The organism is Pseudoduganella plicata, assembly GCF_004421005.1.
In the GTDB taxonomy this organism is placed as follows: Bacteria; Pseudomonadota; Gammaproteobacteria; order Burkholderiales; family Burkholderiaceae_D; genus Rugamonas; species Rugamonas plicata.
In genome coordinates, this window is the sequence record NZ_CP038026.1 from 189,596 (window position 1) to 214,625 (window position 25,030).

Below are 25,030 nucleotides of genomic sequence, written 5' to 3' on the forward strand. Positions count from 1 at the left end.
TTCACTCCTGATTGCGGGTCGATGGCGATGCGGCGTGGATGCCTAGCAGGGGGAGCAAGAAAAACAGCAGGTGGCTGCCGCCGGCGGACAGGAAGCTCATCGGCTGCCCCATGACGGGCACGATGGCCAGGTTCGTGCCCCACGACAGCAGCAGGTGGCCGCCGATGAAGGAGGCGCCACCGCACAGCGCGAAGGCGTGCAGGCGGGCGCGCCAGGCGACGCGGAAGCCGCACGATGTGCCGGCGGCGCGGGCGGAGCGCACGGCCGCATGGCACAGCCCCGCCAGCACGGCGGCCTGCAGGCACCACAGCAGCAGGCCGCCCAGCAGCCCGTGGCGGTGCAGGAAGAACGCGGGCGCGAAGTCGTCCTGCACGGCCGGTATCGCCAGCGCGCTGCCGGCACCGCGGCCCATGGACGCCAGGCCCAGCACGCCGTCGGTGCCCAGCCAGCCGCCTTGCGCGATGGCGGCGCCGCCCTGCAGCAGTTGCTGGCCCGTGTGCGGATGCAGGTCCGGCGCCAGCCAGACCTGGAAGCGGTCGCCGTAGAACGACGCCGGCAAGCCGTCGCTGCCGGCCGCGTGCAGCGCCGGCACGGCCACCGCGCCCGCCAGCGCAGCCGCGGACAGCAGCGCGGCGCTCCAGCGCCGGCGCGTTGCCAGAGCATAGGCCAGGGCCAGCGCGCCGGCCCACAACAGCAGCAGGATCAAGGGCGAATAGTCGTCCACCTGCACCAGCGCAAAGCCCAGCAGCGCGACAAAGAGCAGGGCAGGGCCCAACAGGCGCAGCCAGCGCGCGCCCAGGCCGGGCCTTGCCGCGTGATCCGCGCTCCAGCCCATGCGCAGCGCCAGGCAGTGCGCCGTCAGCCCGGCCAGCGCGAGTTTCGCCAGTTCCACCGGCTGCAGGTCGAACACCCCGGTTTCGTCGCCCCACAGCACCTGGGCCGCCAGCAGGGCCAGCGCCACGCCGGCTATGGCAGCCAGCAGCCACTCCACGTGCGCCTGGCGCAGCGGCCGGCGTTGCGCAGCCCACAGGCGCCACAGCATCGCGGCGCCGGAACCCGTTGCCAGCAACGCCGCCGTCTTGTGGTAGTAGCGCAGCCAGCCCGTGTCCGGCGCGCCCAGGCCCAGGTCCAGCTGCGCCAGCAGGCCGGCGCCGAACAGCATCAGCGCGGCGTTGCCGGCCAGGCCGGGACGCCCCGGGCACACCAGCCAGGCCGCCAGCGCGCAGCTGGCCAGCAGCAGCGAGCAGGCGGCGGCCGGCGGCGTGCCGCTCCGCTGCAGCACCAGCGAGACGACACCCGCAGCGCACAGCGTCGCCGCGGCAGGCCAGTGTGCCAGCGCAGAGGGCGGGCGAATCCGTCGGGAGGGACGCAGGATATTGCCCCGTGCGGGAAGACGGCGCGCAAGGGCCAGCGGCAGCAACCATGGCGCTGCCAGCGTGGAGGCCGTCAGCAGCGCAGCCGTCCACGCAACTGCGTCGCCGCGCCACAAGCTGTGCTGGCGCCATTGCCACGCCACTTGCCGCGGCAGCTGTACGTCAGGCACGCCGAACAGGGCGACTCGGCGCTCCGGGGCCAGTGTCAGGGTGTCATTCCCCAGATCGACCCGATAGCGGGTCGCGCCCACGGTCAGCGTGCGGGCATCGCGCAGCGGCAGCTCCTGGGCGCGCAGGTCCGAGCCGCCGGCGAGGACGGGCGCGACGCCGTCCGCCGCGGCGGTCAGGCGCAATCTGCCATCCACGCGCGCGATGACGGCGGCACCGCCCTCGATACCGGCCAGCCCGAGGCGATTGCCGCAATACAGATTGCCGCCGACGGCCAGCGGCCGCGCTGCCGTCAACGCGTACGGCGCGGCGCGGTTCCACAGCGCGACCAGGCGCCGGGACAGCGGTGTATCGGGGCAGGGCGCCAGCGCGGCGCCGTCGCGGTACAGCGTGGCACCGTCGTAGCGCCATTCGCGGGCGCCATCGGTAAAGGCAATCTGGCGCGCGTCTGCCTGACGCACGCGGAACACGGCGGCACCAACCTGGAACGAGCGCAGGCTTGCGACGTCGGCGGCGCCCATGCGGGTGTCGCCGACGACCGGCGGGCGCGCGCCCGGCAGCATCCGCACGGACCAGTTGCCGGCGCCGTCGCGGCGCAGTTGCACGTGCTCGGCCTGCGCTCCGCTGGCCGCCAGCTCGGACCGTCCCAGCGTCAGCGCGTCGTCTGGCGCCAGGCGGATGGCGATGCTCCCGGGGTACCAGGCTTCCGGCGCGCGCACCATTGCCAGTCCGTGCAGGAGCAGCAGGCCGGCCAGGCCGGCGACGGTAAGCCAGGCGGAAAGGCGACTGGCGCTCATGCGAATGCCTGCGCTTCACCTGCGCGCACCGCGGGCGCCGCCACGGCGGCGCGGCCCAGCATGCGGCTGATCGCCAGCGCGCTGGCGGGACGCCCGCGCGGCTCGGCCGCCAGCAGCGTCTCCAGTAGCGTTACGGCCGCTGCGCGGGCGATGGGCGGCACGGCTGCGGCGAACCGTGCGGCTTCGTCAGGCGCCAGCGGTGGCGGCAGGCTGCCGGCGTGGGCGGCCAGCAGGTGGCGCGCGCCGTCCGTTTGGTGCTCGCGAAAGGCCTGTCCGCAGGCAATGCTCCAGCGCAGCGGCGCGGCGGTGACGAGAAAGTAGAACAGGGCGCCCAGCGCGAAATAATCGCTGTGGCGCCCCGTGGCATAAGCGCCGTGCGCGGCCGGGAAGAACTGCTCCGGTGCCTGCCACTGCGCAGTGCCGGCATAGCTGTGCGCATCGCCCTTGGCCAGCTGGCGGTTGGTGCCGAAGTCCGTCAGGCGCAGCGTGCCGGTGGCCGTGTCGACGAGGATGTTGGCGGGCTTCAGATCCAGGTAGCGCCAGCCGTACTGGTGCACCTTGGCCAGCGCCTGATTCAGCTGCCCGATCCAGTCGAGCGCCTGACGAAAATCCGGCGCAAGTCCGGCCGCGCGGCGCCGAGCCAGATGGCGGCCCAGGTCCGTCGGCAGCAGTTCGAGCGCCAGCACGGGGAGACCGGCGTGCCAGCCGCTGTCGACGAGGCGGACGATATGGTGACTGTCCCAGGGTGCCAGTGCACGCAGGAAGGCGATTTCATTGCAGGCGCTGGCGATCCAGCGCTCGCGCAGGTCCGGCTGGGCCAGGGCCATCTGCGCTTCGTTGACCAGTTTCAAAGCCACGTCCGGCCGGCCCGCAGGCGCGGCGGCGCGCCAGACGGTCCCGTACACGGACCCGCCGATCTGCGCGCGCAGTCGGTAGTGGCCCCGTTCAAGGGCGATGACGTTATCGCTCGGTAGCATACCATTCTCCGGTTGGATCATGCCGGGCTAGCGGGGGGAGATGCAAAAAAGCCCGGCAGTGCCGGGCTCATGACAGGAAAAACAAAGCCCGGCAGGGCCGGGCTTTGTGAGTGTTCTTCGGATCAGTGGCCGTGGTGGCGGTGACCGTGACCGTGACCATGGCCGCGGCCGCGACCGTGGTGATAATGGCCGCGCGGTTCCTCATAATAATAGACGGGGCGCGGCTCGACGTAACGCACTACGCGCGGCGCGCGCTCATAATAGACAGGCTGCGGCTGGTAGTACACACGCTGCGGCTGTGCATAGACGCGGGTCTCGCGGTGGCGGTGGCGGCTCTCCGAGCTCAGGGCATTGCCCAGTGCCGCGCCAACCACGCCGCCGACGACGGCACCGCCCGTACCACCTTGCTGGCTGCCGATAGCGGCGCCCAGCACGGCACCGGCGGCGGTATTGAATTCGCGGTCGCCTGCGGCCAGCGCGGCCGACGATGCGGTTACCGCGGCACCCAGCAGCATGACGCTAAAGAATTTCCTGATCGACATGATTGTTCCCCCTGATTATTATTCACTGCACCCGGCGGCGTGAAAGCCCTGCGGTATGGGACCCAATATATCGAACGCGGCCGTAGCTGCCCACGTCTGATACGCATTCTTACAATCGGTGCCCGGGTGTAACAGATGGCGTAACAATTGACGCAACATCACGGCACCATCCCGGCGCTGCGCTCCCACTCGGGCCGCAGCAGGCCGAGCACCTTGACGTCCTCGTGGCGGCCGTTGATGAAGAAGGCGCCGCGCAACGTGCCGTCCTCGCGGTACCCGCATTTCTGCGCGACCCGCAGCGAAGCGACGTTCCCCGGCGCCGCCAGCACTTCCAGCCGGTGCCACGTGTGGACGCGGAACAGGTAGTCGGTCAGCAGGCGCAGCGCCTCCGTCGTGTAGCCCTGGCCGGACAGCTCGACGTCGAACAGGCGGTAACCGATCTCGCGGCTGGTGGGCGTGCGGCTCTTGAAGTGCGTGATGACGCCGACGATGTGGTGGCGCAGGTCTTCGACGACAAACAGTTCGCTGTCCTCCGTGACGAACGCCGTCTGCATGAAATCCTTGCGCATCGCTTCCGGCGACTTGAAGTGGCCGGAAAAATAGTCCCCCCGCGATGGCAGGTCGTTGACCAGCGCGATGAACGCGTTCAGGTCCGTCCCGAGCAGGTGACGGAGCGTGCAGAGGGAGCCTTTGAGCATGCTCCGATACTATGCCAACGGTGCGGGTGGGTCAACGCGGCGGCCGGTCGGATGAGTTGCTGCGCAACAGTGTCAAATGCGCTATCGTTACGGGCTGAGCGCAACATTATTTACCGGTTAACCTCCCAGGATAACTTCACAGGACAACCATGAACCTCCGCAAGCCCGTATTGACCGCCATCGCCGCCAGCCTGTTCATCTTCAACGCCTCCCAAGCAGCCCCCAACGACAGCGCCACGCTGGGCCAGATCCGCGATACCGCGATGGCCAGCGACTGGGCGTACGGGCGCCTGGAGGACATGACGGACCTGATCGGCCCGCGCCTGTCCGGGTCGCCCGGCGCCGCCGCCGCCGTGCAGCAGGTGGCCGAGACGATGCGCAAGCTGGGTGCGAAGGTCACGCTGCAGCCGGTCAAGGTGCCGCACTGGGTCCGCGGCGAGGAAAAAGCGCAGCTGGTGGACTACACGGGCCGTCCTGCCGGTATCGTGCAGAACGTCGTGCTGACGGCGCTGGGCGGCTCCGGCGCCACGCCGGCGGGCGGGCTGACGGCGCCCGTCATCATCGTGCATGACTTCGACGAGCTGAAAGAGCGCGCCGCGGAAGTGAAGGGCAAGATCGTGCTGATCGACGTGCCGTTCGACCAGGGCATGGCCGAGCGCGGCCTGGCCGGCAACGCCTACGGTCGCGGCTCCGCGGCGCGCACGCGCGGCCCGGCGCTGGCGGCCGACCTGGGCGCCGTGGCGGCGCTGGTGCGCTCGATTGGCGGCGCCGACTTCCGCCTGACGCACACGGGCATGACGCGTCTGCAGGACGGCAAGCGCATTCCCGCGGCCGCCATCACGGCCGAAGACGCGATGCTGATCGGCCGCCTGTCCAAACGCGGCCCCGTCAAGATGCACCTGGCCCTGACGCCGAAAACCCTGCCCGACGCGGACAGCTTCAATGTCCTGGCCGACCTGCCGGGCACCGACAAGGCCGACGAAATCGTCATTGTCTCGGGCCACCTGGACTCCTGGGACCTCGCAACGGGCGCGCACGACGACGCCACGGGCGTGACGAGCGCGATGGCCGTCATCGAGACGCTGAACAAGCTGAACCTGAAACCGCGCCGCACGATCCGCGTGGTGGCATGGATGGCCGAGGAAAACGGCGGCAGCGGCGGGCGGGCCTACCACCAGGCCAACAAGGCGACCCTCGACAAGCAGTTCGCGGCCATCGAAAGCGACGGCGGCGTGACCGGCCGCACCTTCGGCATCGTTGCCGGCGTGCGCCCGCAATACGAAAAACTGTTCGCGCCGCTGCAGGCATCGCTGACCAAAATCGGCGCCGGAGCACTGACGCGGCGCGACGTGCTGGGCGAAGGCGACCTGCACTACATGGAGTCCGACGGCGTGCCAAGCTTCGCGCCGCACGTCGACACCAGCGCCTACTTCAACTATCACCACACGCCGGCCGATACGTTCGACAAGGTCAATCCCGAGCACCTGAAGCGGCACGTTGCCGTGTTGTCGACGTTGTCGTGGTACCTGGCGAACATGGAGGAGCCGATCGGGCGGGCGCCGGAGCAGTTTGATAGATGAGCGCCACCGCGATCGTTAGCGGAAAGTAAGGTTCGCGGTCTTCACCGAAAGTGAAGGCTGTAGACTAGCTGCAGAGCTAACGGACTATCATGCGCCGTAACGCTAGGAAGTCGTTCAGGAATTTTGAGATAGTAAAAAAAGCAACAAATTCGTAAAGGGATAGGGAAATGTCTGCGCTGAAAGTAAGCCAAATACGGGGAAAACTGCTGGCCATGTTCGAGCCACATCTGGATGTGGCGGATATAGGGGTGACCGACAAAGAGCGCGAAACAAAAATTCTCTCTCGATCGTTGGCTGCGTTGGCGATTTATCTCGAAGCGGGATGCACCGAGAAAGAGGCGGCGGAGTCGGTTTGGGATGGCGCCGATGACAATGGCATTGACGCAGCATTTTACGATGCGTCGACTCAGCGTGTGATATTCGTTCAGTCTAAATGGATAATCAAAGGCGCCGGTGAACCAGAAGCAAAAGACCTCGGGGCCTTCGTGCAAGGGGTGAAAGATGCAGTTGAGCAGGATGCGACGAGTTTTCACCCCCGCCTGCATGCACGCTTCAGTGACATAGCGTTACGCACTTCGACGCCGGGCACTTCGGTCGAGATCGTCGTCGTCAGTACCGGAGCAAGCGTTCTTGCAAAACATGGGCAAGCCGTGCTTGATAAGTTTACGGCAGAACTCAACGGTGACGATCCGGAGCCGATAGCGCACTCGGTTACCTATGGATTGAGTGAAATATATTCGGGCTTGGCCAATGATCTAAGCCTAAATAACGTGACGCTCGATGCTACTATTCTGGATTGGTCTTATATTTCCGCGCCACATCCCGCATATTACGGAGTCATTGATGGTCTATCTCTCAAGGAGTGGTGGAAGAAACACGGGAAAAGTCTGGTGTCTTCTAATATCCGGCACGCGCTCGGCAGCACAGAAGTTAATAATGAAATTAGACTCTCAGCTGCAAGTTTTCCGCAGAAATTTTGGTACTTTAATAACGGCATAACGTTGATTGCTAATGATGTGGCAAAGGCGCCAGCGGGTGCTGCATCAAGGTCCGCAGGGGTTTTTTCGTTCAAGGGCGCATCGATAGTGAATGGCGCGCAAACCGTTAGTTCGCTCGCTAAAGTGGATGATACGCCGTTGGGGCAGGTTCGGGTGCCAATCCGTGTTATTGTGCTTAAGGACGCGCCTGCTGAGTTTGGGCAGGAAGTGACTCGCACCAATAATCTGCAGAATCGCGTCGAGCCGCGCGACTTCGTCGCTCAAGATCCCGAGCAAAAAAGGCTGCGACAGGAAATGGCGATAGAAGGCATTGACTACCAATTCGTCCGAAGCGATGATGTGGTCGCCACTGCAACTTCTTGTGAGCTCGTCGAAGTCACCACCGCGTTAGCTTGCGCCACAGGTGAATCTGGGCATGCCGTTCAGATTAAAACAGGTATCGGTCGATTTTTTGCAGATCTAAAAAAGCCTCCCTATAAAGCTATATTCAATCCGTCGGTCAGCGGCGCTAAAGCTTTCAACGCGACCGTTCTACTTCGAGAAATAGACAGATGGATTGATAGCAAAAAACTCACGATTACGAAGCGTAGTGGGCCGAGATGGGGAATTCTCATTCATGGTAATCGAGCGATAGCTGCTGCCGTGATGACGCGTTACGGCCTATCTAAGTTATCTGAGCCTATAGCTACATTCACAAGAGATCTCGACTTAGCTTCGCTGCACGCGCATTGCGAAAGCGCTTATACAGCGGCAGTGGCGACGATCGAAACAACGTATCCGTCCAAATTCTTAGCCGTTTTATTTAAGAATCCAAGTATGACGAAAGCTGTTTTCGATTCTGCTGTCTGAGGACGGGACGGGACGGGACGGGGCGGTGACGAGATGCCGAGCGCCTTTCTCTGTGGCAGCCGTTATCGCCAGCCACTGCCGTGTTCCGTGTCGTGAAGGAGGGCGCCAGCGGACGGACTTGGTCCGTATGGTACTCGCAGCGCCTGTTCGGGCGGGCACCGTGCGGGCGACGCGGCCTTCAGGTCTCGAAGCGCTGCCGGTAAGCCGCCGGCGTCACCCCGATCGTACGTCGGAACAACCCGATAAACGTACTGGGCGTCGAATACCCCAGATCCAGCGCAATGCGCGTGACGGGCACGTCCTCGGCCAGCAGTTCCAGTGCCCGCATCAGCCGGGCGCGCCGGCGCCACTCGGTTAACGTGAAACCCGTCTCGGTGACGCAATGGCGACTCAGCGAGCGGGCGCCGATGCCTGCCCAGCGGGCCCAGTCGTCCAGGCCGCGCTCGATGGCGGGATCGTCCACCAGGCCTGGGCGATGCGCAGCAGGCGGCCGTCGCGCGGCAGGGGCAGGTCGAGCGGATCGATGGGCAGGCTGCGGATCTCGTCCAGGATCATGCCGGCCAGCCGTTCGGCCGCCGCGTCCAGCGCTCCGGGTGGCCAGCGGGCGGCGCAGCGTCGCTTCGCGCAGCAGGCCGGACATGCGGATGGCGCACGGCGCCGCGGGCAGACCGGCGCATTGCGGTTCGGCGACATAGGCGGCGTAACCGTGGAACGGGCCGTGCGAGCGGGCCCAGTGTACGCGATGCGGCGGCACCCAGATGGCGTGCGTGGTGGGCACGACCCACACGCCATCGTCCACGCCGATCGTCAGCAGTCCCCGCATCGAGCCGAACAGCTGGCCGCGCGGGTGGCTGTGTGGAGGAGAGCTGCGGCCCGCGCCCTGCCTGGCGGCCGCCACGATGATCGCGGGGCCGTCGGAAGTGTTGATCAGTGCAGGGTCGAGGGTTTCGTCGGCCATTGGCGTCGAATCGATATAAGTTGGCCTGGGAATTGTACAGCCGCCAGCACTGTCATTACTACGCTGGGGTTCCCTTGACCTCGCAGGAGTCGCCATAACCGACCTCGACATTCCCGCCCTTATACCCGCTCCCACCCCGACCTCGACGCGCTGTACGATCCCCCGGCCGAACGCATCCAGAACGCGGTACTCGACCGCCTGATCGACTTTCACTGCGACTACCTGCGTGTCGCGACGTTCTTTTGCCTGGCCACCGGCAGCGCGCGCGGGCTGGATGCGTCGCCGCGCGGCGGGCAGCCCGGGTTCGTGCACGCGCTGGACGACCGGCACGTGGCGTTTGCCGACTAGCCCGGCAACAACCGCATCGAATCGCTGCGTAACCTGGAAGCGGACGAGCGCGTCTGCATGCTGTTCCTGTTTCCCGGCCTGGAAATGTTCATGCGGATCAACGGCCGCGCCCGCGCGACGACGGACGAGGCCTTGCTGGTGCGCCTGTCCGAGGGCGGCAAACGGCCGAAGACGGCGACGGTGGTGGCGATCGACGAGGTGCTGTTCCATTGCGGCAAGGCCATCAACCGGGCCGGTCTCTGCCGTACCGACCGCCAGGTGGATCGCGCCGCGCTGCCGACGCCGGGAAGGATGGTGGAAGCGCTGGACGCCGCCGCTCAGGGCCGGGCCGCCGATGCGGCAGCGGCAGGGCAGCTCGACGCGCATTACGCCCGCGCCGTGCGCTACGATCTTTACGGCTGATGAGCGGGGCGGCGGCTGTCGGGTAGGACGTGCACGACCGCAAGCTGGCCGAGGCCGCCCTGAAGACAAGGTAGACGAGCTATCGATCCCTGTTCAACTCGATCGACCAGGGATTCTGCATCACAGATGATATTCGATCCGGATGGCCGTCCCAGCGAGAGCTGGGCCATCGGGTCGCCATCGAATATCACCCGCACCGGGCGATAGAGCGCGCCCTCAGCGAAGTACCCGATCTGTGCCTGCTCGATATCGGCCTGCCGACATGGAGGCCTGGGCGCAGGCAACGTTCGGCAAGCATGCGCGAGCCGCGAACCGGAACCCCGCCTTGCAGCAAGCCGGGGTATAATGAAGGTCGGGTGATCGTACGATCGGGTATGACAGGATCAGCGCTGGTCGGGCCGCCACGCTGCTTGCTTACGACCCTGTGTTTCTACTCCATGCCCAATATCCTGTCCCGTACCTTCAAAGAATTTGCCGAATCGAGCAAGGCCGGAGGCATCGTCCTCATCGCGTGCACGCTCGCCTCCCTCGCCCTCGCCAACTCGCCATTGGGACCCGCCTATCTGGGCTTCTGGCACCAGACCGTCGCTGGGCTCAGTGTCGAGCACTGGATCAACGACGCGCTGATGGCCGTGTTCTTCCTGCTGATCGGGCTTGAACTGGAACGTGAGCTGTACAGCGGCGAGTTGGCCGACATGCGCCGTGCTCTTTTGCCGATGCTTGCAGCGGCGGGCGGCATCGCCGTCCCCGCACTGATCCACTACAGCCTGAACGGGGGCAGCGCCACCCAGGCCGGCATCGGCATCCCGATGGCCACGGACATCGCCTTCGCCCTGGGCGTGCTGGCGCTGCTGGGCAGCGGCGTGCCGGCCACGCTGAAGATTTTCCTGACCGCGCTGGCCGTCATGGACGACCTGGGCGCGATCGCCGTCATCGCCGTGTTCTACACGGCCGACCTGTCTTTCCCGTACCTGCTTGGCGCCCTGGCAGTGTTTGCCGCGCTGCTGGCGATGAACCGGCTGCTGCGCGTGATGGCGCTGCTGCCTTATGTGCTGGGTGGTGTGCTGATGTGGTTCCTGATGCTGAAGTCGGGCGTGCACGCCACCATCGCGGGCGTGTTGCTGGCCTTTGCGATTCCGTATTCCGTGAAGGACGAGGATGCCGGCTCGCCGTCGCACCGGCTTGAACACATGCTGCACAAGCCCGTCGCGTTCCTCATCCTGCCGCTGTTCGCATTGGCCAATACGGGCATCGCGATCGGTGCCGGCTGGGCGATGGAACTGCTGACGGCGAACAGCCTGGGGATCTTCCTCGGTCTGGTGGCCGGCAAGCCGGTCGGGATTTTCCTGTTCAGTTTCGGGGCGGTGGCGGCGGGGCTGTGCCGCCTGCCGCCGGGCCTGGGCTGGCGGCACGTTGCCGGGGTGGGACTCCTGGGCGGGATCGGGTTCACCATGTCGATCTTCATCACCAACCTGGCGTTCACGGGCCAGCCGGAGACGATCGATGCGTCGAAGATGGCGATCCTGGCCGCAACGGTCACCGCCGGGGTGCTGGGCTTCCTGTGGCTGAAATGGCTGGGTGCGCCGCGTGCAGACAGCCCGGCAGGCGCGAGGATCCCGTCCTAGAATCTGTCGATCGGGATCTTCAGGTAGCGCACGCCGTTGTCCTCCGGCGCCGGCAATTCGCCCGCGTTCAGGTTGACCTGGATGGCGGGCAGGATCAGGGTCGGCATGGCCAGCGTGGCGTCGCGCGCGGTGCGCATCGCCACGAACTGTTCCTCAGTGACGCCGTCGCGCACGTGGACGTTGGCGGCGCGTTGCTCGGCCACCGTCGTCTCCCAGGCCGGCCCGCGCCCGGCGGGCGGGTAGTCGTGGCACATGAACAGGCGTGTCTCCGGCGGCAGGTCGAGCAGGCGGCGGATCGAGCGGTACAGCGTCGTCGCGCTGCCGCCGGGGAAGTCGCAGCGCGCCGTGCCCACGTCCGGCATGAACAGCGTGTCGCCAACGAACACCGCGTTTTCGATGCGGTACGCCATGTCGGCCGGTGTATGGCCCGGCACGTGCAGCGCGCTGGCCGTCAAGGTGCCGATGGCGAAGGTCTCGTCGGGGGCGAACAGGTGGTCGAACGCGGCCTGCCGGGGTGGCGCGCCGAAGACGTGCGCAAAGCTTTTCTGCACCGCGTGGATCTGCGCGCCGATGCCGATCCGGCCGCCCAGCTGCTCGCGCAGGTAGGGCGCGGCCGACAGGTGGTCGGCATGGGCGTGCGTCTCCAGCAGCCAGGCCGTCAGCAGGCCGTGCTCGCGCACGTAGGCGATCACGCTGTCGGCCGATGCCGTGTCCGTGCGGCCCGACTTCGGGTCGAAGTCGAGTACCGGGTCGATGACGGCGCAGGTAGTGCCGTCATGGACGACGTAGGTGACGGTGGACGTGGCGGCGTCGAAATAAGCCTGGATGGCGGCGGTCATGGTGAGCTTTGGTCGTGGTGTCCCGATGATTATAAATAAAGTTCATAACAGCGGCGAGCCAATCGCGTTTTTCGACTAAGGCGAACCTGAGGCGTACGCGCGGCGGCCATGCTAAGATGGCGGCCATGAAAGCGCTGCTTCGCATTCTTGTCCTCTGGCTGCTGATGGCCGGCGTTCCCCTGCAGGGATACGCCTCGGCCACGATGCTGCTGTGCGCTCCGCCCGCAACGGCGGCGGCGCATTCCGCGGCAATGGCGCATGGCGAGCACGATCACGCAGCCATGCTGGCCGCGCAGGAGCATGGCGACCATCAGAACCAGCAGGACAATCAGAACCAGCCGGGCACGCATCACGGCGATGCCAAATGCGCCGGCGCCGCTTTCTGCTGCACCGGTGCGCCGCTGGCCGGCGCCATGCCGACGGCGCCGAGTCTGCCGGATGCGCGCAGCGCCCCCGTTCCATTCGACAGCACCGCGCCCGCCGCCGTCGATCTCGCCGGCCTCGAACGGCCGCCCAAACACCTCGCCTGACCCAGCCCGTCCGGTCGTACCGACCGGGTTTGCCCGCATTCGCGGGCCGTTCAAGCTTGAGGTATCACTATGAATCGACCAATTACCGCGCTGGCCATCGGCCTGGCGCTGGGCGCGTCTGCGCAGGCGCAGGATGTCGCCCAGGCCACGGCACCGGTGCCGGCAACCCGCTATATGTCCGCGCTGGCGGACTACCGTCCCGCGCCGGCCGACGCCAGACCGGCCGCCAACTGGGCCGCGTCGAATGCCGCCGTCGCAGCGGGCGGCCACGCCGGCCACCAGATGCACGGAAAGCAGATGCAGGGTCACCGGATGCATCCGTCGCCCGAGCGCAAGGAGGCGCCAAAGGCCGCCAGGCCGCAGGAGCACCACCATGAACATTAAGCCATCACAGCGCCTGTTGGGCGTCACGGGACTGGCATTGGCGCTGGCCGGCTGCGCCTCGTTCTCACCGGATGGCGGGATGAACGCCGTCAGCGACATCGCCCGGGCCAAGGCCGGCGCGCCTGCGCGGATGCTGCGCAGCGACACCGACCGGCATGCGCTGGACGAGCTGCTGAAGGCGCGGCTGGCGCAGCCGCTGTCGGCGGACGATGCCGTCGCCATCGCGCTGCTGAACAACCGCCGCCTGCAGTCGACCTACTGGGAGCTCGGCGTGGCCGAAGCCGACCTGGTCCAGGCGGGCCGGCTGCAGAACCCCTCGTTCGGCTACAAGCACACGCGCGGCGGCGGCGATGTGTCGATCGAGCGCGCGCTGACGTTCAACCTCGTCAGCCTGATCACGGCGCCGCTGGCTTCCCGCATCGAAGGCCGGCAATTCGAGGCGACGAAGCTGCGCGTCGCCGCCGAAGCCGTGCAGGTGGCCGCCGACACGCGCCGGGCGTGGGTCGAGGCCGTGGCCGCGACGCAGGGCGTCGGCTATGCAAAACAGGTCGCGCTGGCGGCCGACGCCGGCGCCGATCTGGCGCAGCGCATGCGCAATGCCGGTAACTGGAGCGCCTACGACCAGGCCCGCGAACAGGCGTTCTATGCCGAAGCGATGGCCGATGTGGCCCGTGCCACCAAGGCGGCAACCGCGGCGCGCGAACAGCTGACCCGGATGCTGGGACTGTGGGGCGAGAAGGCCCAATACCGCCTGCCGGAGCGCCTGCCGGACCTGCCGGCCGCGCCGCGCGAGCTGGCGGACGTGGAGCAAACAGCCGTGCGCGAGCGGCTCGACGTGCGCGCCGCCACGCTGGCGTCGCAGCAGACGGCAGCGTCGCTCGGCCTGACGCGTGCAACGCGTTTCATCAATGTGCTGGAACTGGGCGGGACGCGCGAGTCCAATGGAGACGAGCCGAAGGAGCGGGGCTATGAAGTGACGCTGGAGATTCCCCTGTTCGACTGGGGCGGCGCGCGCACGGCGCGGGCCGAAGCCGTGTACATGCAGGCCGTCAACCAGCTGGCCGCGACGGCGACGGATGCCCGCAGCGAGGCGCGCGAGAGCTACTTTGCCTACCGCACGGCCTACGACCTGGCGAAGCACTATCGCGACGTCGTCATCCCGCTGCGCAAGAAGCTCTCCGACGAGACCCTGCTGCGCTACAACGGCATGCTGGTCAGCGTATTCGAATTGCTCGCGGATGCGCGCGAGCAGCGTGGCACCGTCAACGCGGCGATCGAAGCGCAGAAGGATTTCTGGCTGGCGGACAGCAACCTCGAGACGGCACTGGGCGGCAAGCTGCCCGCGACACAGCATAACGGAGAACACCAATGAGCAATCGCAGAGCGTTTCTGCAAGGGGCCGCGCTGCTGGGCGCGGGTGTCGTCAGCAAGGCGGGCGCCGCGTCGCTGCCTGAAGCGCCCGTGCAGGGCAGCGCGGCCACGGCCGCGCCATTGACGCCGCCGAACGGCCGGCCGTACAACCCGGTTGTCACGCTGAACGGCTGGAGCCTGCCGTGGCGCATGAAGGACGGCGTCAAGGAGTTCCACCTGGTGGCCGAACCCGTCGTGCGCGAAGTTGCGCCCGGCATGCATGCCAACCTGTGGGGCTACAACGGGCAAAGCCCGGGGCCGACCATCGAAGTGGTGGAGGGCGACCGCGTCCGCATCTTCGTGACGAACAAGCTGCCCGAGCACACCAGCGTGCACTGGCACGGCCAGATCTTGCCGAACGGGATGGACGGCGTGTCCGGCGTCACCCAGCCGTCGATCAAGCCGGGCAAGACGTTCGTCTACGAATTCGTCGCGAAGCACGCGGGCACGTTCATGTACCACCCGCATGCGGACGAAATGGCGCAGATGGCGATGGGGATGATGGGCTTCTGGGTGACGCACCCGAAGGACATTCGCCAGCACGCCGTCGACCGCGACTTCGTGTTCCTGCTGGGCGCCTACGACATCGAGCCGGGCAGCTATACGCCGAAGGTGAACACGATGCTGGACTTTAACCTGTGGACGTTCAACAGCCGCGTGTTCCCCGCCATCGACCCGATGGTGGTGCGGCGCGGCGACCGGGTGCGCATCCGCGCCGGCAACCTGACGATGACGAACCACCCGATCCACGTGCACGGGCACACATTCGAGGTGACGGGCACGGACGGCGGCTGGGTCAGGCCATCGGCCCGCTGGCCGGAGGTGACGGCCGACATCGGCGTGGGCCAGATGCGCGCCATCGAATTCGTGGCCGACAATCCCGGTGACTGGGCCTTCCACTGCCACAAGTCGCACCACACGATGAACGCGATGGGACATGACGTGCCGACGTTGATCGGCGTCGATCACCGCGGGTGGCCGAGAAGATCAACCGCCTCGTGCCGGGCTATATGGTCATGGGCGACAAGGGCGGCGCGATGGGCGGCATGCAGATGCGGCTGCCGGAAAACACGCTGCCAATGATGACGGGCACGGGCCAGTTCGGCGACATCGAGATGGGCGGCATGTTCACGCTGCTGAAGGTGCGGGAAGGGCAGGCGCGTGGCGACTACCGCGATCCGGGCCACTACCGCCATCCGAAGGGGACGGTCGCATACGAGTGGACGGGGGAGGTGCCGGCCGCGCCGACCGCACCGGGCGCGCCGGCAGGGCCGGTGCAAGGGGCGATGAACGTGCGCCGGGGCGGAGGGCACGAAGGCCATCATTAAAAAAAACCGGTGCCAGGCTCCGATTTGGTGAAAACCGGTGCCAGGCTCCGGTTTTCAGGCCGCTGTGGTGGAAAAAAGGAGCCTGTCACCGGTTGTGAAATTGGAGCCTGTCACCGGTTTTCGCTGCATGCTATATTGGCCGCCGATGAAAACCCTGCCCGAACCCCTGGCGGCGCTGCCGTATCTCGTTAAATGGAGCCTGCTGGCCTCCCTTGTCGCGCTGCTGGCCGGTAGCGCCTCCGCGCTGTTCCTGTTCTCCCTCGATGCGGCCACCGGTTATCGTCTGGCCCATCCCGCCATCGTCTGGCTGCTGCCGCTGGCCGGCTTCGCCGTGGGCTGGGTCTACTGGCGCTTCGGCCGCGCGGTGGAGGCGGGGAACAACCTGCTGATCGACGAGATCCACGATCCGGCCACGGTCGTTCCGCTGCGTATGGCGCCGCTGGTGCTGGCAGGGACGGTGATCTCGCATCTGTTCGGCGCGTCCGTCGGGCGCGAGGGCACGGCCGTGCAGATGGGCGGCACGCTGGCGGACCAGCTGTCACGCCTGCCGCGCATGGGCCCCGTGGACCGGCGCATCCTGCTGATGGCGGGCATCAGCGCCGGTTTCGCTTCCGTGTTCGGCACGCCGCTGGCCGGGGCCGTGTTCGGCCTGGAAGTGCTCGTGATCGGGCGCATGCGCTATGACGCCATCTTCCCTTGCGTGGCCGCCGCCGTCCTGGCCGACCAGGTGGGCCTGGCCTGGGGCGTGCATCACACGCATTACGCCATCGGCACCGTGCCGGCCGTGACGGCGTGGGGCGTGGCTGCCATTGCTGTCGCGGGGATTGTCTTCGGCGTGGCCGGCATGGCATTCGCCACGGCCACACACCGGCTGTCCGCTGCGATGAAACACTGGATCGGCTATCCGCCGCTGCGACCGCTGATCGGGGGCGCCGTCGTCGCGATCGCCGTCTGGGCCATCGGCACGCAGCGCTATGTGGGCCTTGGTATTCCGGTGATCCTGGAGGCGTTTGCGCATCCCGTTGCGGTGTACGACTGGCTCGGCAAATTCGCCTTTACCGTGGTGTCGCTGGGGACGGGGTTCAAGGGCGGCGAGGTGACGCCGCTGTTCTACATCGGCGCCACGCTGGGCAATGCACTGGCGCCGCTGCTGCATCTGCCGTTCGCCATGATGGCAGGTGTCGGCTTTGTCGCCGTGTTCGCCGGCGCCGCCAATACGCCGCTGGCATCCACCGTGATGGCCCTTGAACTGTTCGGTCCCGCCATCGGGCCCTACGCGGCACTGGCGTGCGTGGTGGCCTATCTGTGCTCTGGGCACTGCGGCATTTACCGGGCCCAGCGGGTTGCAGGCCGGAAGATCGGCATCGACAAGCCCACTTAATTCTTCATGGAAACAATTGTTTAGATTGCACGATTGCCAAATCAACTTGTATGATGTCTGTTGACCGGGGCGCATAAGGTTCCGGCATTCCCATTAGGAGAGAAACCTTGACATCGAAAAAGTTGATTCTGGCAGGTGCCGTCGCACTGCTGTCCTCCGCAAGCGCGGCGCAGGCAGCCGACTGGCCGTCCGGCTATTCCAAGTGCGCAGACCAGGGTGGTACCTGCAAGGCAGGCAGCAGCCCGCGCCCGGTATCGTTCGGCAGCAAGGACCAGTTCGTCGTGAAGACGCTGTCCGGCAATGTCGCCTGCACGACCGCGACGTTCGGTACCGATCCGAACCCGCGCCAGACCAAGAAGTGCGCCGTCGGACCGGTAGGCAGCACGACCCCGACCCCGACCCCGACCCCGACGCCGACGCCTGCGCCGCAGGCGGCCGCGGAAGCCAGCACGGAAGCCGCCCCATCGACGGGTTGGGCCAGCCGTAACGGCGGCACCACGGGCGGCAAGGCTGCGCCATCGACGGCCGTCTACAAGGTCAGCTCGCCTTCCCAACTGCTGGCTGCGCTGAAGGCGCAGGGCGATAACCCGAAAATTATCAAGCTGTACGGCACGATCGACATGGCGGCGGCCGATAACGGCGGCCCGTTCAAGAGCACCAGCGACCAGGCCCTGCGCAGCCAGATCAAGGTGGGCAGCAACAGCACGCTGATCGGCACGGGCAGCGACACGCGTCTCGTCAACGGCACCATTTCGATTTCGGGCGTACAGAACGTCATCGTGCGCAACCTGACCATCGTCAACCCTTGCGACGTCAGCCCGGTCTGGGACCCGAATGACGGCAGCTCGGGCAACTGGAACTCGGAGTTCGACAGCGTCGTCATCAGCAAGTCGAAAAACGTCTGGGTCGATCACAACGTCTTCACCGACGCGCCGATCACCGACGACACGCTGCCCGTCGCCAACGGCAAGGTCAAGCAGTGCCACGACGGCGCGCTGGACGTCAAGAACGGCTCGGACTACGTCACCGTATCGAACAACCGTTTCGAGCTGCACACGAAGAACAACCTGATCGGCTCTTCCGACAGCACGACCAGCGATGCCGGCCACCTGACCGTCACGTTCAACAATAACCACTTCCTGAACGTATCGGAACGGGCGCCGCGCGTGCGTTTCGGCATGGTGCACATCTACAACAACTACTTCGAAGGCAGCCGCTCGCACAAGGTCTACCCGCATCACTACAGCATCGGCGTCGGCTACCAGGCCAAGATCATTTCGCAGAACAACGCGTTCGATATCGCCGGCGCGTCCACCTGCACGCAGGTCCTGAACAACCCGGGTTCTTCCAGCAAGACGGGCGCGATCGTCGATACGGGGTCGCTGATCAACGGCGCGGCGCTGGACGCAGCCAACAAGTGCAGCTTCAGCTCGGCCGTGGGCTGGACCGTGCCTTACTCGGTGACTCCGCTGTCCGCTTCGGCCGTCCAGGCTGCCGTACTGGGCAATGCCGGCACCGGCAAGCTGACGGTGCGTTAAAAAGAGAGGGCGGCCGTTCCGCCAGGGACTGGCACCTTCCGGTGCCGGTGCCCGACGCGTTGGCGGAGGTCGCCGGCAGCAAACAGCGGCGCCAGCGGAGCAACAAAACCGACTTCAGCCATTACCGGCCGGCAGGTCCAGCCCCGCCGGCCGCGCATCCCACCGCCGTGCCCGGTTTTGCACGGCGTTCGGATCGATCTCCAGCACCACCTTGTCCGTCTCGGCAAACAGGTTGGGCATTGGCAAGCCCGCCACGTCGCCGCAGATCTCCAACGCGCGCGCCAGGCCGTAGCCGTATTTCTCGACCAAGAGCCCGGCCAGCTCGCGGGTTTCGGCGCCGCGGTCGATGTCCTTGCGCCGTCCGGCAGCATAGCGCCGCAGGTCGGCCAGCAGCCGGTCGTGCAGTTCCGTCGCGTCCATCGTTTCTCCCATGCCGGTGCGCCTGTAGTGGCGGTACGTCACATTCTGGCACACGGAGGGTGTGATTCCGCGCCCCGCAGTGATCAAGCCGAAATAGCCATTGCAAAAGTAAATGAGAATCAGTATCATTCGCGTTCTGGGAAGTGCAGATTTCATAACAACAGGCTAGAACGTAATGTCCATAACAAGAAAGCTGTTAGCAGTCAGTATCGCCGCCATCGGCCAGCAGGCATTTGCCGCCGGGGCACCGGAGGCGCCCGCGGCCGACCCCGGCATCGCCGAACAATCCGTCGTCGTCGTCACCGCGTCGCTGCGCAATCACACGGCCGCTTCGGCGCCCGCGTTCACGACCATTGTCACGGAAGAAGACATCGCCAGGTCCCCCGTCAACAGCCTGCCGGACCTGCTGCGCGACACGGTCGGCGTCAACAACATGACGGACAGCACGGGGCGCGACGAGATCCAGATCCGCGGCCTGGGTGGCAAATACACGCTGATGCTGGTGAACGGCAAGCGCGTGTCCTCGGGCGGCGCACTGTGGCGCGGTGGCGACTTCGACTTCAGCTCCATCGCGCTGTCCTCGATCAAGCGCGTCGAGATCGTGCGCGGCCCGATGGCGGCGCTGTACGGCTCGGACGCCATCGGCGGCGTCGTCAACATCATCACCAAGGCTCCCACACGCGAATGGAAGGGCAGCGTCAGCGGCGAGTACCGCGTCGTGCAGCCGGGCGACGAGGGCGACCAGTATCGCGTGGGCGCATCGATCGCCGGCGCGCTGAACGATACGTTCGGGCTGTCGCTGTCCGGCGAATACTACGACCGCGATCCGTGGTATGCCATTTCCGCTTCGGATACCACGCGGCCCGCGCGACTGGAAGAGAAGCGCGCGGCCAACGTGGCCGGCACGCTGTCCGTCAAGCTGGCGGAAAACCAGTCGCTCGACATCGACGCGAGCCTGAACCGCGACCACCGTCCGCGCGCGCTGTTCTACTACGACTACAATGCCGAATGGGACTGGACGACGCGCGACTACCGCGAACAGGAGATCGAGCGCGGCACCATCGGCGCGACGCACAAGGCCGACTGGGGCTGGGGTAATACGACGGCGTTCATCACGCGCGAACACGCCCGCATCGACGACTTCAACAGCCGCTATGACGCGCCGCAGCAGCGCGTCCTGTACGAGGACAATACGTACGCGAAAGCCTACGCCAACGTCACGCGAGGCATCCATGCCGTGACGGCCGGTATCGACCTGCGCCGCCAGGTCATCAAGGACAATGCCACCTACCGCGATTCGGGTCGCATCAGCACCGACAGCAAGGCCGTGTTCCTGGAAGACGAACTGACGCTGACGCCGGCCCTGCACCTGACGCTGGCCGGGCGCGTGGACGACAGCAATACCTTCGGCAGCCATTTCTCGCCGAAGAGCTACCTGGTCTGGCAGGGCGCGAACGGCCTGACGGTCAAGGGCGGCATCAGCCGCGCATTCAAGGCGCCGGAAGCGTACCAGCTCAGCACCGAGTACCGCACCGTCAGCTGCGGCGGCAAATGTTCTCTGTCCGGCAATCCGGACCTGACGCCCGAGACCAGCACGAACTATGAAGCGGGTTTCGAGATCCATCGCGCCGGCTGGGACTTCACGGCGGTCGTCTTCAAGAACGACGTGGACGACATGATCGTCGCCACCTACGATCCGGCCGGCCCGTCGCGCGCCTGGGTCAACGTGGCCAAGGCCAGGACGCGCGGCATCGAGCTGCAGGGCGAGGCGCGGCTGTCGCCGGCATTTTCCATCAGCGCCAACATGACGCACCTGAATGCCGACTACATCGACGAGACGGGCAAGGAGGCGAAACTGGACAACCGTCCCGAAAACGTCGCCATGGCGAGCCTGAACTGGAAGATCGACGAGCGCTTCAGCACCGCGCTGTCGGCGCACTACACGGGCAAGCAGTATTACCTGACCAAGGACCTGCCGGGCTACACGCGCACCGACCTGTCGTTCGCCGCCAAGGTGAACAAGCAGCTCACCATCCGCGCGGGCGTGAAAAACCTGACGGACGTGGACCTGGAGAAGAAAAGCCGCGACTTCGACTTCTTCGAGCTGGGTCGCAATTACTACGTCAGCGCGACCTACAACTTCTGATCGCCTGACCCTCGGGCGGTGCCCCAACGTAGCCAGCATCCGCCAGCCAACGTAAACGTCTTTTAAAGTTTGCGAGGTAACGATGGCTACATCCCCCGTACTGTTCCTGTCGGCGCACCGAAGCGTGCGCGGACAAGGTGTTTTCGAGCGCATCGCAACGCCCGCGCAGGGCGGCGCCCTGCAGCGCGACGTCGTCGCGGCATTGCAGCGAGCACGTGACGCCGGCATCGCCGATCCGATCGCAATCGGCGCCATTCCCTTCGACGCCTCCCGGCCCTCGGCGCTGATCGTGCCCGAGCGCAGCGAGATCTTCAGCCGTGACGCAGTACCCTTTGCCGTTAATGACGGCGGCGCGCTGCCGCCCATCGTGGCATCGCACAGCATTCCCGGCGAGGACCGCTTCAAGCAGGGCGTCCGCCAGGCCGTCGCCAATTTCGGCCTGAGCGACATCCGCAAGGCCGTGCTGTCGCGCGTGCTGGAAGTGGAACTGGCCGGCCCCGCCGACCCGGCCCGCATCTTTGCCAGCCTGGCCGCGCAGAACCCGACCGGCTACCAGTTCCGCGTGCCGCTGGCCGATGGCGCGGAGCTGGTCGGCGTCAGTCCCGAGCTGTTGCTGCGCAAGGAAGGTGCGGCCATCGTCTCCAATCCGCTGGCCGGCTCCGCCCGCCGCCAGCCGGACAGCGACAGCGATGCCGCCGCCGCCGGCGCGTTGCTGGAGTCCCCAAGGACTTGCGCGAGCACGGTTACGTCACCGACGACATCCGCCGCCTGCTGCTGCCGCTGTGCGACACGCTCGACGTGCCGCAAGGGCCGTCGCTGCTGTCCACCAACGCGATGTGGCATCTGTCGACCCGCATCGAAGGCACCTTGCGACAGCCGGACATGTCGGCGCTGGAGCTGGCGTGCATTCTGCACCCCACGCCGGCCGTCTGCGGCTACCCGACCCGGCTGGCCCGCAAGCTGATCGACCTGGTCGAGCCGTTCGAGCGCGACCTGTTTGCCGGCATCGTCGGCTGGATGGATGCCGACGGCAACGGCGAATGGGCCGTGACGATCCGCTGCGGCACGGTGCAGGGCAACAGGATCCGCCTGTTTGCCGGCGCCGGCATCGTGGCCGACTCCTGCCCGGACGCCGAATGGGCGGAAACGCAGGGCAAGCTGGGAACCATGCTGCGCGCGCTCGGCGCCAGCCGGCCTGCGCCGGCCATCACGGCGGAGGCGGCATGATCGCGTTCACGCCCTGGCCGGAGGACGATGCGCAGCGCTACCGCGCGGCGGGCTGCTGGATCGACCTGCCGATGACGGACATCCTGGAGCGCCAGTGCCGCGAAAGTGCGGGTAGCAGCGCGGACGGGATTGCCGTGATCTGCGGCGAGCGCGCCATCACCTATCGCGAGCTGGACGCGCAGTCGACGCGCCTGGCCGCGGCGCTGGCACGGCGCGGCCTGACTAAGGACGACACCGCGCTGGTGCAGTTGCCGAACGTGGCCGAGTTCTACATTGTCTTCTTCGCGCTGCTGAAGATCGGTGTCGCACCTGTCAACGCGCTGTTCAGCCATCAGCGCCTGGAACTGACGGCCTATGCGCAGCAGCTGCAACCGAAGCTGGTCATCGGGGCGGCCAGCCATCCGCTGTTCGCCGACAGCGCTTTTGCCGATGTGCTGCGCGCCCTGGTGCCGGACCTGGCGCACTTGCTGGTGCTGGGCGCCGGCCTGGAAGAGGTGTTGGCCGAGGAAGGCCTGGTGCCGGCGTTCGCGCCGTCCGCCGCGGGCGAGCCGGCGTTCGCGCCGTCCGCCGCGGGCGAGGTGGCGTTCTTCCAGCTCTCCGGCGGCAGCACGGGTACCCGAAGCTGATCCGCGCACCCATAACGACTACTACTACAGCGTGCGCCGCAGCGCCGAAATCTGCCGGCTGGACCGTGCCACGCGCTTCCTGTGCGCGCTGCCGGCGGGGCACAACTTCCTTCTGAGCTCTCCCGGTGCGCTCGGCGTGTTCTGCGCCGGCGGCGCCGTCGTGCTGGCACCGTCGCCCGAGCCGCTGGGCTGCTTCGCGCTGATCGAACAACATGGCGTGACGATGGCTGCGCTGGTGCCGTCCGCTGTGGTGCTGTGGTTGCAGGCGGCACCGGAGCGCCGCGCGCAACTGGCGTCGTTGCGGTTGCTGCAGGTGGGCGGCGCCAGTTTCGCCGAGGCGCTGGCCCGGCGCGTGCCGCAGGAACTGGGCTGCGCGCTGCAGCAAGTGTTCGGCATGGCCGAAGGTCTGGTCAACTACACGCGGCTGGAGGATCCGGAGGACAAGGTCTATACGACGCAGGGCCGGCCGATGAGCGAATTCGACGAAGTGCGTGTCGTCGACCTGGACGGCCAGCCAGTGGCGGACGGCGAGGAAGGGCTGTTGACGACCCGCGGCCCGTACACGTTCCGCGGCTATTACAACGCGCCCGAGCACAACGCCCGCGTCTTCGATGCGGACGGCTTCTACGCCACGGGCGACCTGGTGCGGCGCAGTGCGGACGGCTACCTGACCGTCGTCGGCCGGGTAAAGGACCAGATCAACCGCGGCGGCGAGAAGATCGCCGCCGAGGAGGTGGAGAACCTGCTGCTGCGCCATCCTGGCGTGCTGCAGGCGGCGCTGATCTCGGTGCCGCATCCGCTGCTGGGCGAAATGAGCTGCGCCTGCATCGTACCGCGCGACGGCGAGGACGTCCTGCGCCCGCCACTGCTGCGCCAGTACCTGCGCGAGCAGGGCGTGGCCGAATTCAAGCTACCCGACCGCTTCCGCATGCTGCCCACGCTGCCGCTGACGGCGGTCGGCAAGACCGACAAGGTGGCGCTGCGCGCGCAGACCACGATCCAATAGACGAAAGAACACATCATGGCGATACCTTCGATTTCCTCCTACCCGCTCCCAGGCGAACTGCCGGCCAACCGCGTGCAATGGCACATCGATCCGACGCGCGCCGTGCTGCTGGTGCACGACATGCAGGATTATTTTCTGCGCTTCTACGGTGCCGACAGCCCGCTCCTGACGACCCTGATCGACCATATCGCCCGCCTGCGGGCATGGGCGGACAAGGCCGGCGTGCCCGTCGTCTACACGGCGCAGCCCACCGAGCAAAGTTCGGCCGAGCGCGCGCTGCTGAACGACATGTGGGGTCCTGGCCTGACCACCGCCGATCCGGCGCTGCAGCACGTAACCGCCGCGCTGACGCCGGCGCCGCACGACACGGTGCTGGTCAAATGGCGCTACAGCGCGTTCCAGCGCTCCAACCTGCAGGACCTGATGCGGCAGTGGGGCCGCGACCAGCTGGTCATCACGGGTGTCTACGCCCACATCGGCTGCATGACGACGGCGCTGGACGCTTTCATGCGCGACATCCAGGCATTCATGGTGGCCGACGCGGTGGCCGACTTCTCCGAGCGCGAGCACCGCATGGCGCTGGACTACGTAACCGGCCGCTGTGGCGCGGTGGTGGCGACGGCGCAGGTGCTGGCCGCGGGTACGCCGGTGGACATCTCCTGGCTGCGCGCGCGCCTGGCGCCGGCATTGGACGACAACGGCTATGGCCCGGACGACAACCTGATGGACTACGGCCTCGATTCGCTGGAGGTCATGAACCTCGTGGCGGAGCTGGACCGGTTGGGCATCAAGTTGTCGTTCGAGGAACTGGCCGTGACGCCGACGCTGAACGCGTGGCAAACGCTGCTCGAACGCAGGCAGGCGGCATAAGGAGAGCGGC

At 66.6% G+C, this 25,030-nt stretch carries 18 protein-coding genes and 5 pseudogenes; 16 read left to right on the forward strand and 7 right to left on the reverse strand.

All coding sequences use genetic code 11. The annotated features are described in order from the left end of the window. Position 1: 1 nt before the first annotated feature. From E1742_RS00840 to E1742_RS00855, 4 genes are all read right to left on the reverse strand, one after another. Positions 2 to 2,338 (reverse strand): FtsW/RodA/SpoVE family cell cycle protein, encoded by a 2,337-nt coding sequence (locus E1742_RS00840; RefSeq protein WP_134382874.1) that lies wholly within the window; start codon positions 2,336 to 2,338, stop codon positions 2 to 4. Continuing rightward, on the reverse strand, positions 2,335 to 3,315 hold the full coding sequence (locus E1742_RS00845; RefSeq protein ID WP_134382876.1) for a protein kinase domain-containing protein: 981 nt from the start codon (positions 3,313 to 3,315) through the stop codon (positions 2,335 to 2,337). Before E1742_RS00845 ends, E1742_RS00840 begins: the two co-directional genes overlap by 4 nt. 122 nt (positions 3,316 to 3,437) lie before the next feature. After that, positions 3,438 to 3,857: a glycine zipper 2TM domain-containing protein gene (locus E1742_RS00850; protein ID WP_134382878.1), complete on the reverse strand. Its 420-nt coding sequence runs from the start codon at positions 3,855 to 3,857 to the stop codon at positions 3,438 to 3,440. Positions 3,858 to 4,015: 158 nt separating this feature from the next. Next, the gene (locus E1742_RS00855) at positions 4,016 to 4,555 is read right to left on the reverse strand and encodes a GNAT family N-acetyltransferase (RefSeq protein ID WP_134382881.1); all 540 of its coding nucleotides are present in this window, start codon (positions 4,553 to 4,555) and stop codon (positions 4,016 to 4,018) included. A gap of 149 nt (positions 4,556 to 4,704) precedes the next feature. Here E1742_RS00855 and E1742_RS00860 point away from each other — a divergent pair, with 149 nt between their 5' ends. Both E1742_RS00860 and E1742_RS00865 read left to right on the forward strand, forming a co-directional pair. After that, the gene (locus E1742_RS00860) at positions 4,705 to 6,135 is read left to right on the forward strand and encodes a M20/M25/M40 family metallo-hydrolase (RefSeq protein WP_134382885.1); all 1,431 of its coding nucleotides are present in this window, start codon (positions 4,705 to 4,707) and stop codon (positions 6,133 to 6,135) included. A gap of 167 nt (positions 6,136 to 6,302) precedes the next feature. Further along, positions 6,303 to 7,982, forward strand: a complete 1,680-nt coding sequence (locus E1742_RS00865) for an AIPR family protein (protein WP_134382888.1) — start codon at positions 6,303 to 6,305, stop codon at positions 7,980 to 7,982. 178 nt (positions 7,983 to 8,160) lie between these two features. Here the strand turns inward: E1742_RS00865 and E1742_RS00870 are convergent. After that, positions 8,161 to 8,940 (reverse strand): annotated as a pseudogene (locus E1742_RS00870) (AraC family transcriptional regulator). 150 nt (positions 8,941 to 9,090) lie between these two features. On the opposite strand from E1742_RS00870, the pseudogene E1742_RS00875 reads away from it, so the two are divergent. Next, a pseudogene (locus tag E1742_RS00875) lies at positions 9,091 to 9,690 on the forward strand (pyridoxamine 5'-phosphate oxidase family protein). A 437-nt stretch (positions 9,691 to 10,127) separates the two neighbouring features. After that, positions 10,128 to 11,315, forward strand: coding sequence for a Na+/H+ antiporter NhaA (gene nhaA, locus E1742_RS00880; RefSeq protein ID WP_134382890.1), 1,188 nt, complete (start codon positions 10,128 to 10,130; stop codon positions 11,313 to 11,315). Here nhaA and E1742_RS00885 read toward each other — a convergent pair. Further along, positions 11,312 to 12,154 (reverse strand): MBL fold metallo-hydrolase, encoded by an 843-nt coding sequence (locus tag E1742_RS00885; RefSeq protein ID WP_134382892.1) that lies wholly within the window; start codon positions 12,152 to 12,154, stop codon positions 11,312 to 11,314. The two genes, nhaA and E1742_RS00885, sit on opposite strands and share 4 nt — an antisense overlap. 116 nt (positions 12,155 to 12,270) lie before the next feature. Between E1742_RS00885 and E1742_RS00890 the strand changes: the two genes are divergently transcribed. The 6 genes and pseudogenes from E1742_RS00890 (at position 12,271) to E1742_RS00915 (ending at position 18,725) form a co-directional block, all read left to right on the forward strand. Then, the gene (locus E1742_RS00890; RefSeq protein WP_134382894.1) at positions 12,271 to 12,684 is read left to right on the forward strand and encodes a hypothetical protein; all 414 of its coding nucleotides are present in this window, start codon (positions 12,271 to 12,273) and stop codon (positions 12,682 to 12,684) included. A 69-nt stretch (positions 12,685 to 12,753) separates the two neighbouring features. Next, on the forward strand, positions 12,754 to 13,068 hold the full coding sequence (locus E1742_RS00895; RefSeq protein WP_134382896.1) for a hypothetical protein: 315 nt from the start codon (positions 12,754 to 12,756) through the stop codon (positions 13,066 to 13,068). Next, positions 13,058 to 14,440: a TolC family protein gene (locus E1742_RS00900; RefSeq protein ID WP_134382898.1), complete on the forward strand. Its 1,383-nt coding sequence runs from the start codon at positions 13,058 to 13,060 to the stop codon at positions 14,438 to 14,440. The genes E1742_RS00895 and E1742_RS00900 overlap by 11 nt, the downstream gene beginning before the upstream one ends. Further along, positions 14,437 to 15,806, forward strand: a pseudogene (locus tag E1742_RS00905) (multicopper oxidase family protein). The gene E1742_RS00900 and the pseudogene E1742_RS00905 overlap by 4 nt, the downstream one beginning before the upstream one ends. Before the next feature lie 145 nt (positions 15,807 to 15,951). Further along, on the forward strand, positions 15,952 to 17,187 hold the full coding sequence (locus E1742_RS00910; protein WP_134382900.1) for a voltage-gated chloride channel family protein: 1,236 nt from the start codon (positions 15,952 to 15,954) through the stop codon (positions 17,185 to 17,187). Between the two features lie 107 nt (positions 17,188 to 17,294). Further along, complete coding sequence (locus tag E1742_RS00915; protein ID WP_206076720.1) at positions 17,295 to 18,725, forward strand: pectate lyase family protein; 1,431 nt, start codon at positions 17,295 to 17,297, stop codon at positions 18,723 to 18,725. A gap of 114 nt (positions 18,726 to 18,839) precedes the next feature. Here the strand turns inward: E1742_RS00915 and E1742_RS00920 are convergent, their stop codons facing one another. Next, on the reverse strand, positions 18,840 to 19,145 hold the full coding sequence (locus E1742_RS00920; RefSeq protein ID WP_134382902.1) for a hypothetical protein: 306 nt from the start codon (positions 19,143 to 19,145) through the stop codon (positions 18,840 to 18,842). 175 nt (positions 19,146 to 19,320) lie between these two features. Here E1742_RS00920 and E1742_RS00925 point away from each other — a divergent pair, with 175 nt between their 5' ends. The 6 genes and pseudogenes from E1742_RS00925 to E1742_RS00940 all read left to right on the forward strand — a co-directional run bounded on the left by E1742_RS00925 (position 19,321) and on the right by E1742_RS00940 (position 25,020). Continuing rightward, positions 19,321 to 21,291: a TonB-dependent receptor plug domain-containing protein gene (locus E1742_RS00925; RefSeq protein WP_134382904.1), complete on the forward strand. Its 1,971-nt coding sequence runs from the start codon at positions 19,321 to 19,323 to the stop codon at positions 21,289 to 21,291. Between the two features lie 82 nt (positions 21,292 to 21,373). Continuing rightward, positions 21,374 to 22,518, forward strand: a pseudogene (locus E1742_RS00930) (isochorismate synthase). Beyond that, positions 22,515 to 23,144 (forward strand): AMP-binding protein, encoded by a 630-nt coding sequence (locus tag E1742_RS27120; RefSeq protein WP_276528541.1) that lies wholly within the window; start codon positions 22,515 to 22,517, stop codon positions 23,142 to 23,144. Before E1742_RS00930 ends, E1742_RS27120 begins: the two are co-directional and overlap by 4 nt. A 19-nt stretch (positions 23,145 to 23,163) precedes the next feature. Continuing rightward, positions 23,164 to 23,712, forward strand: a pseudogene (locus E1742_RS27310) (AMP-binding protein); the annotation flags it as partial. Between the two features lie 165 nt (positions 23,713 to 23,877). Beyond that, positions 23,878 to 24,150 carry an AMP-binding enzyme gene (locus E1742_RS27315; protein WP_371860244.1) on the forward strand — a complete coding sequence of 91 codons (273 nt, stop codon included), beginning with the start codon at positions 23,878 to 23,880 and terminating at the stop codon, positions 24,148 to 24,150. A 15-nt stretch (positions 24,151 to 24,165) separates the two neighbouring features. Next, positions 24,166 to 25,020, forward strand: coding sequence for an isochorismatase family protein (locus tag E1742_RS00940; RefSeq protein ID WP_134382906.1), 855 nt, complete (start codon positions 24,166 to 24,168; stop codon positions 25,018 to 25,020). Positions 25,021 to 25,030 lie beyond the last annotated feature (10 nt).

Bases quoted from the DNA above. Each gene is read 5' to 3' on its own strand.
- E1742_RS00840 (WP_134382874.1), bottom strand. From the start codon at position 2,338: ATGAGCGCCAGTCGCCTTTCCGCCTGGCTTACCGTCGCCGGCCTGGCC.
- E1742_RS00845 (WP_134382876.1), bottom strand. From the start codon at position 3,315: ATGCTACCGAGCGATAACGTCATCGCCCTTGAACGGGGCCACTACCGA.
- E1742_RS00850 (WP_134382878.1), bottom strand. From the start codon at position 3,857: ATGTCGATCAGGAAATTCTTTAGCGTCATGCTGCTGGGTGCCGCGGTA.
- E1742_RS00855 (WP_134382881.1), bottom strand. From the start codon at position 4,555: ATGCTCAAAGGCTCCCTCTGCACGCTCCGTCACCTGCTCGGGACGGAC.
- E1742_RS00860 (WP_134382885.1), top strand. From the start codon at position 4,705: ATGAACCTCCGCAAGCCCGTATTGACCGCCATCGCCGCCAGCCTGTTC.
- E1742_RS00865 (WP_134382888.1), top strand. From the start codon at position 6,303: ATGTCTGCGCTGAAAGTAAGCCAAATACGGGGAAAACTGCTGGCCATG.
- nhaA (WP_134382890.1), top strand. From the start codon at position 10,128: ATGCCCAATATCCTGTCCCGTACCTTCAAAGAATTTGCCGAATCGAGC.
- E1742_RS00885 (WP_134382892.1), bottom strand. From the start codon at position 12,154: ATGACCGCCGCCATCCAGGCTTATTTCGACGCCGCCACGTCCACCGTC.
- E1742_RS00890 (WP_134382894.1), top strand. From the start codon at position 12,271: ATGGCGGCCATGAAAGCGCTGCTTCGCATTCTTGTCCTCTGGCTGCTG.
- E1742_RS00895 (WP_134382896.1), top strand. From the start codon at position 12,754: ATGAATCGACCAATTACCGCGCTGGCCATCGGCCTGGCGCTGGGCGCG.
- E1742_RS00900 (WP_134382898.1), top strand. From the start codon at position 13,058: ATGAACATTAAGCCATCACAGCGCCTGTTGGGCGTCACGGGACTGGCA.
- E1742_RS00910 (WP_134382900.1), top strand. From the start codon at position 15,952: ATGAAAACCCTGCCCGAACCCCTGGCGGCGCTGCCGTATCTCGTTAAA.
- E1742_RS00920 (WP_134382902.1), bottom strand. From the start codon at position 19,145: ATGGACGCGACGGAACTGCACGACCGGCTGCTGGCCGACCTGCGGCGC.
- E1742_RS00925 (WP_134382904.1), top strand. From the start codon at position 19,321: ATGTCCATAACAAGAAAGCTGTTAGCAGTCAGTATCGCCGCCATCGGC.
- E1742_RS27120 (WP_276528541.1), top strand. From the start codon at position 22,515: ATGATCGCGTTCACGCCCTGGCCGGAGGACGATGCGCAGCGCTACCGC.
- E1742_RS00940 (WP_134382906.1), top strand. From the start codon at position 24,166: ATGGCGATACCTTCGATTTCCTCCTACCCGCTCCCAGGCGAACTGCCG.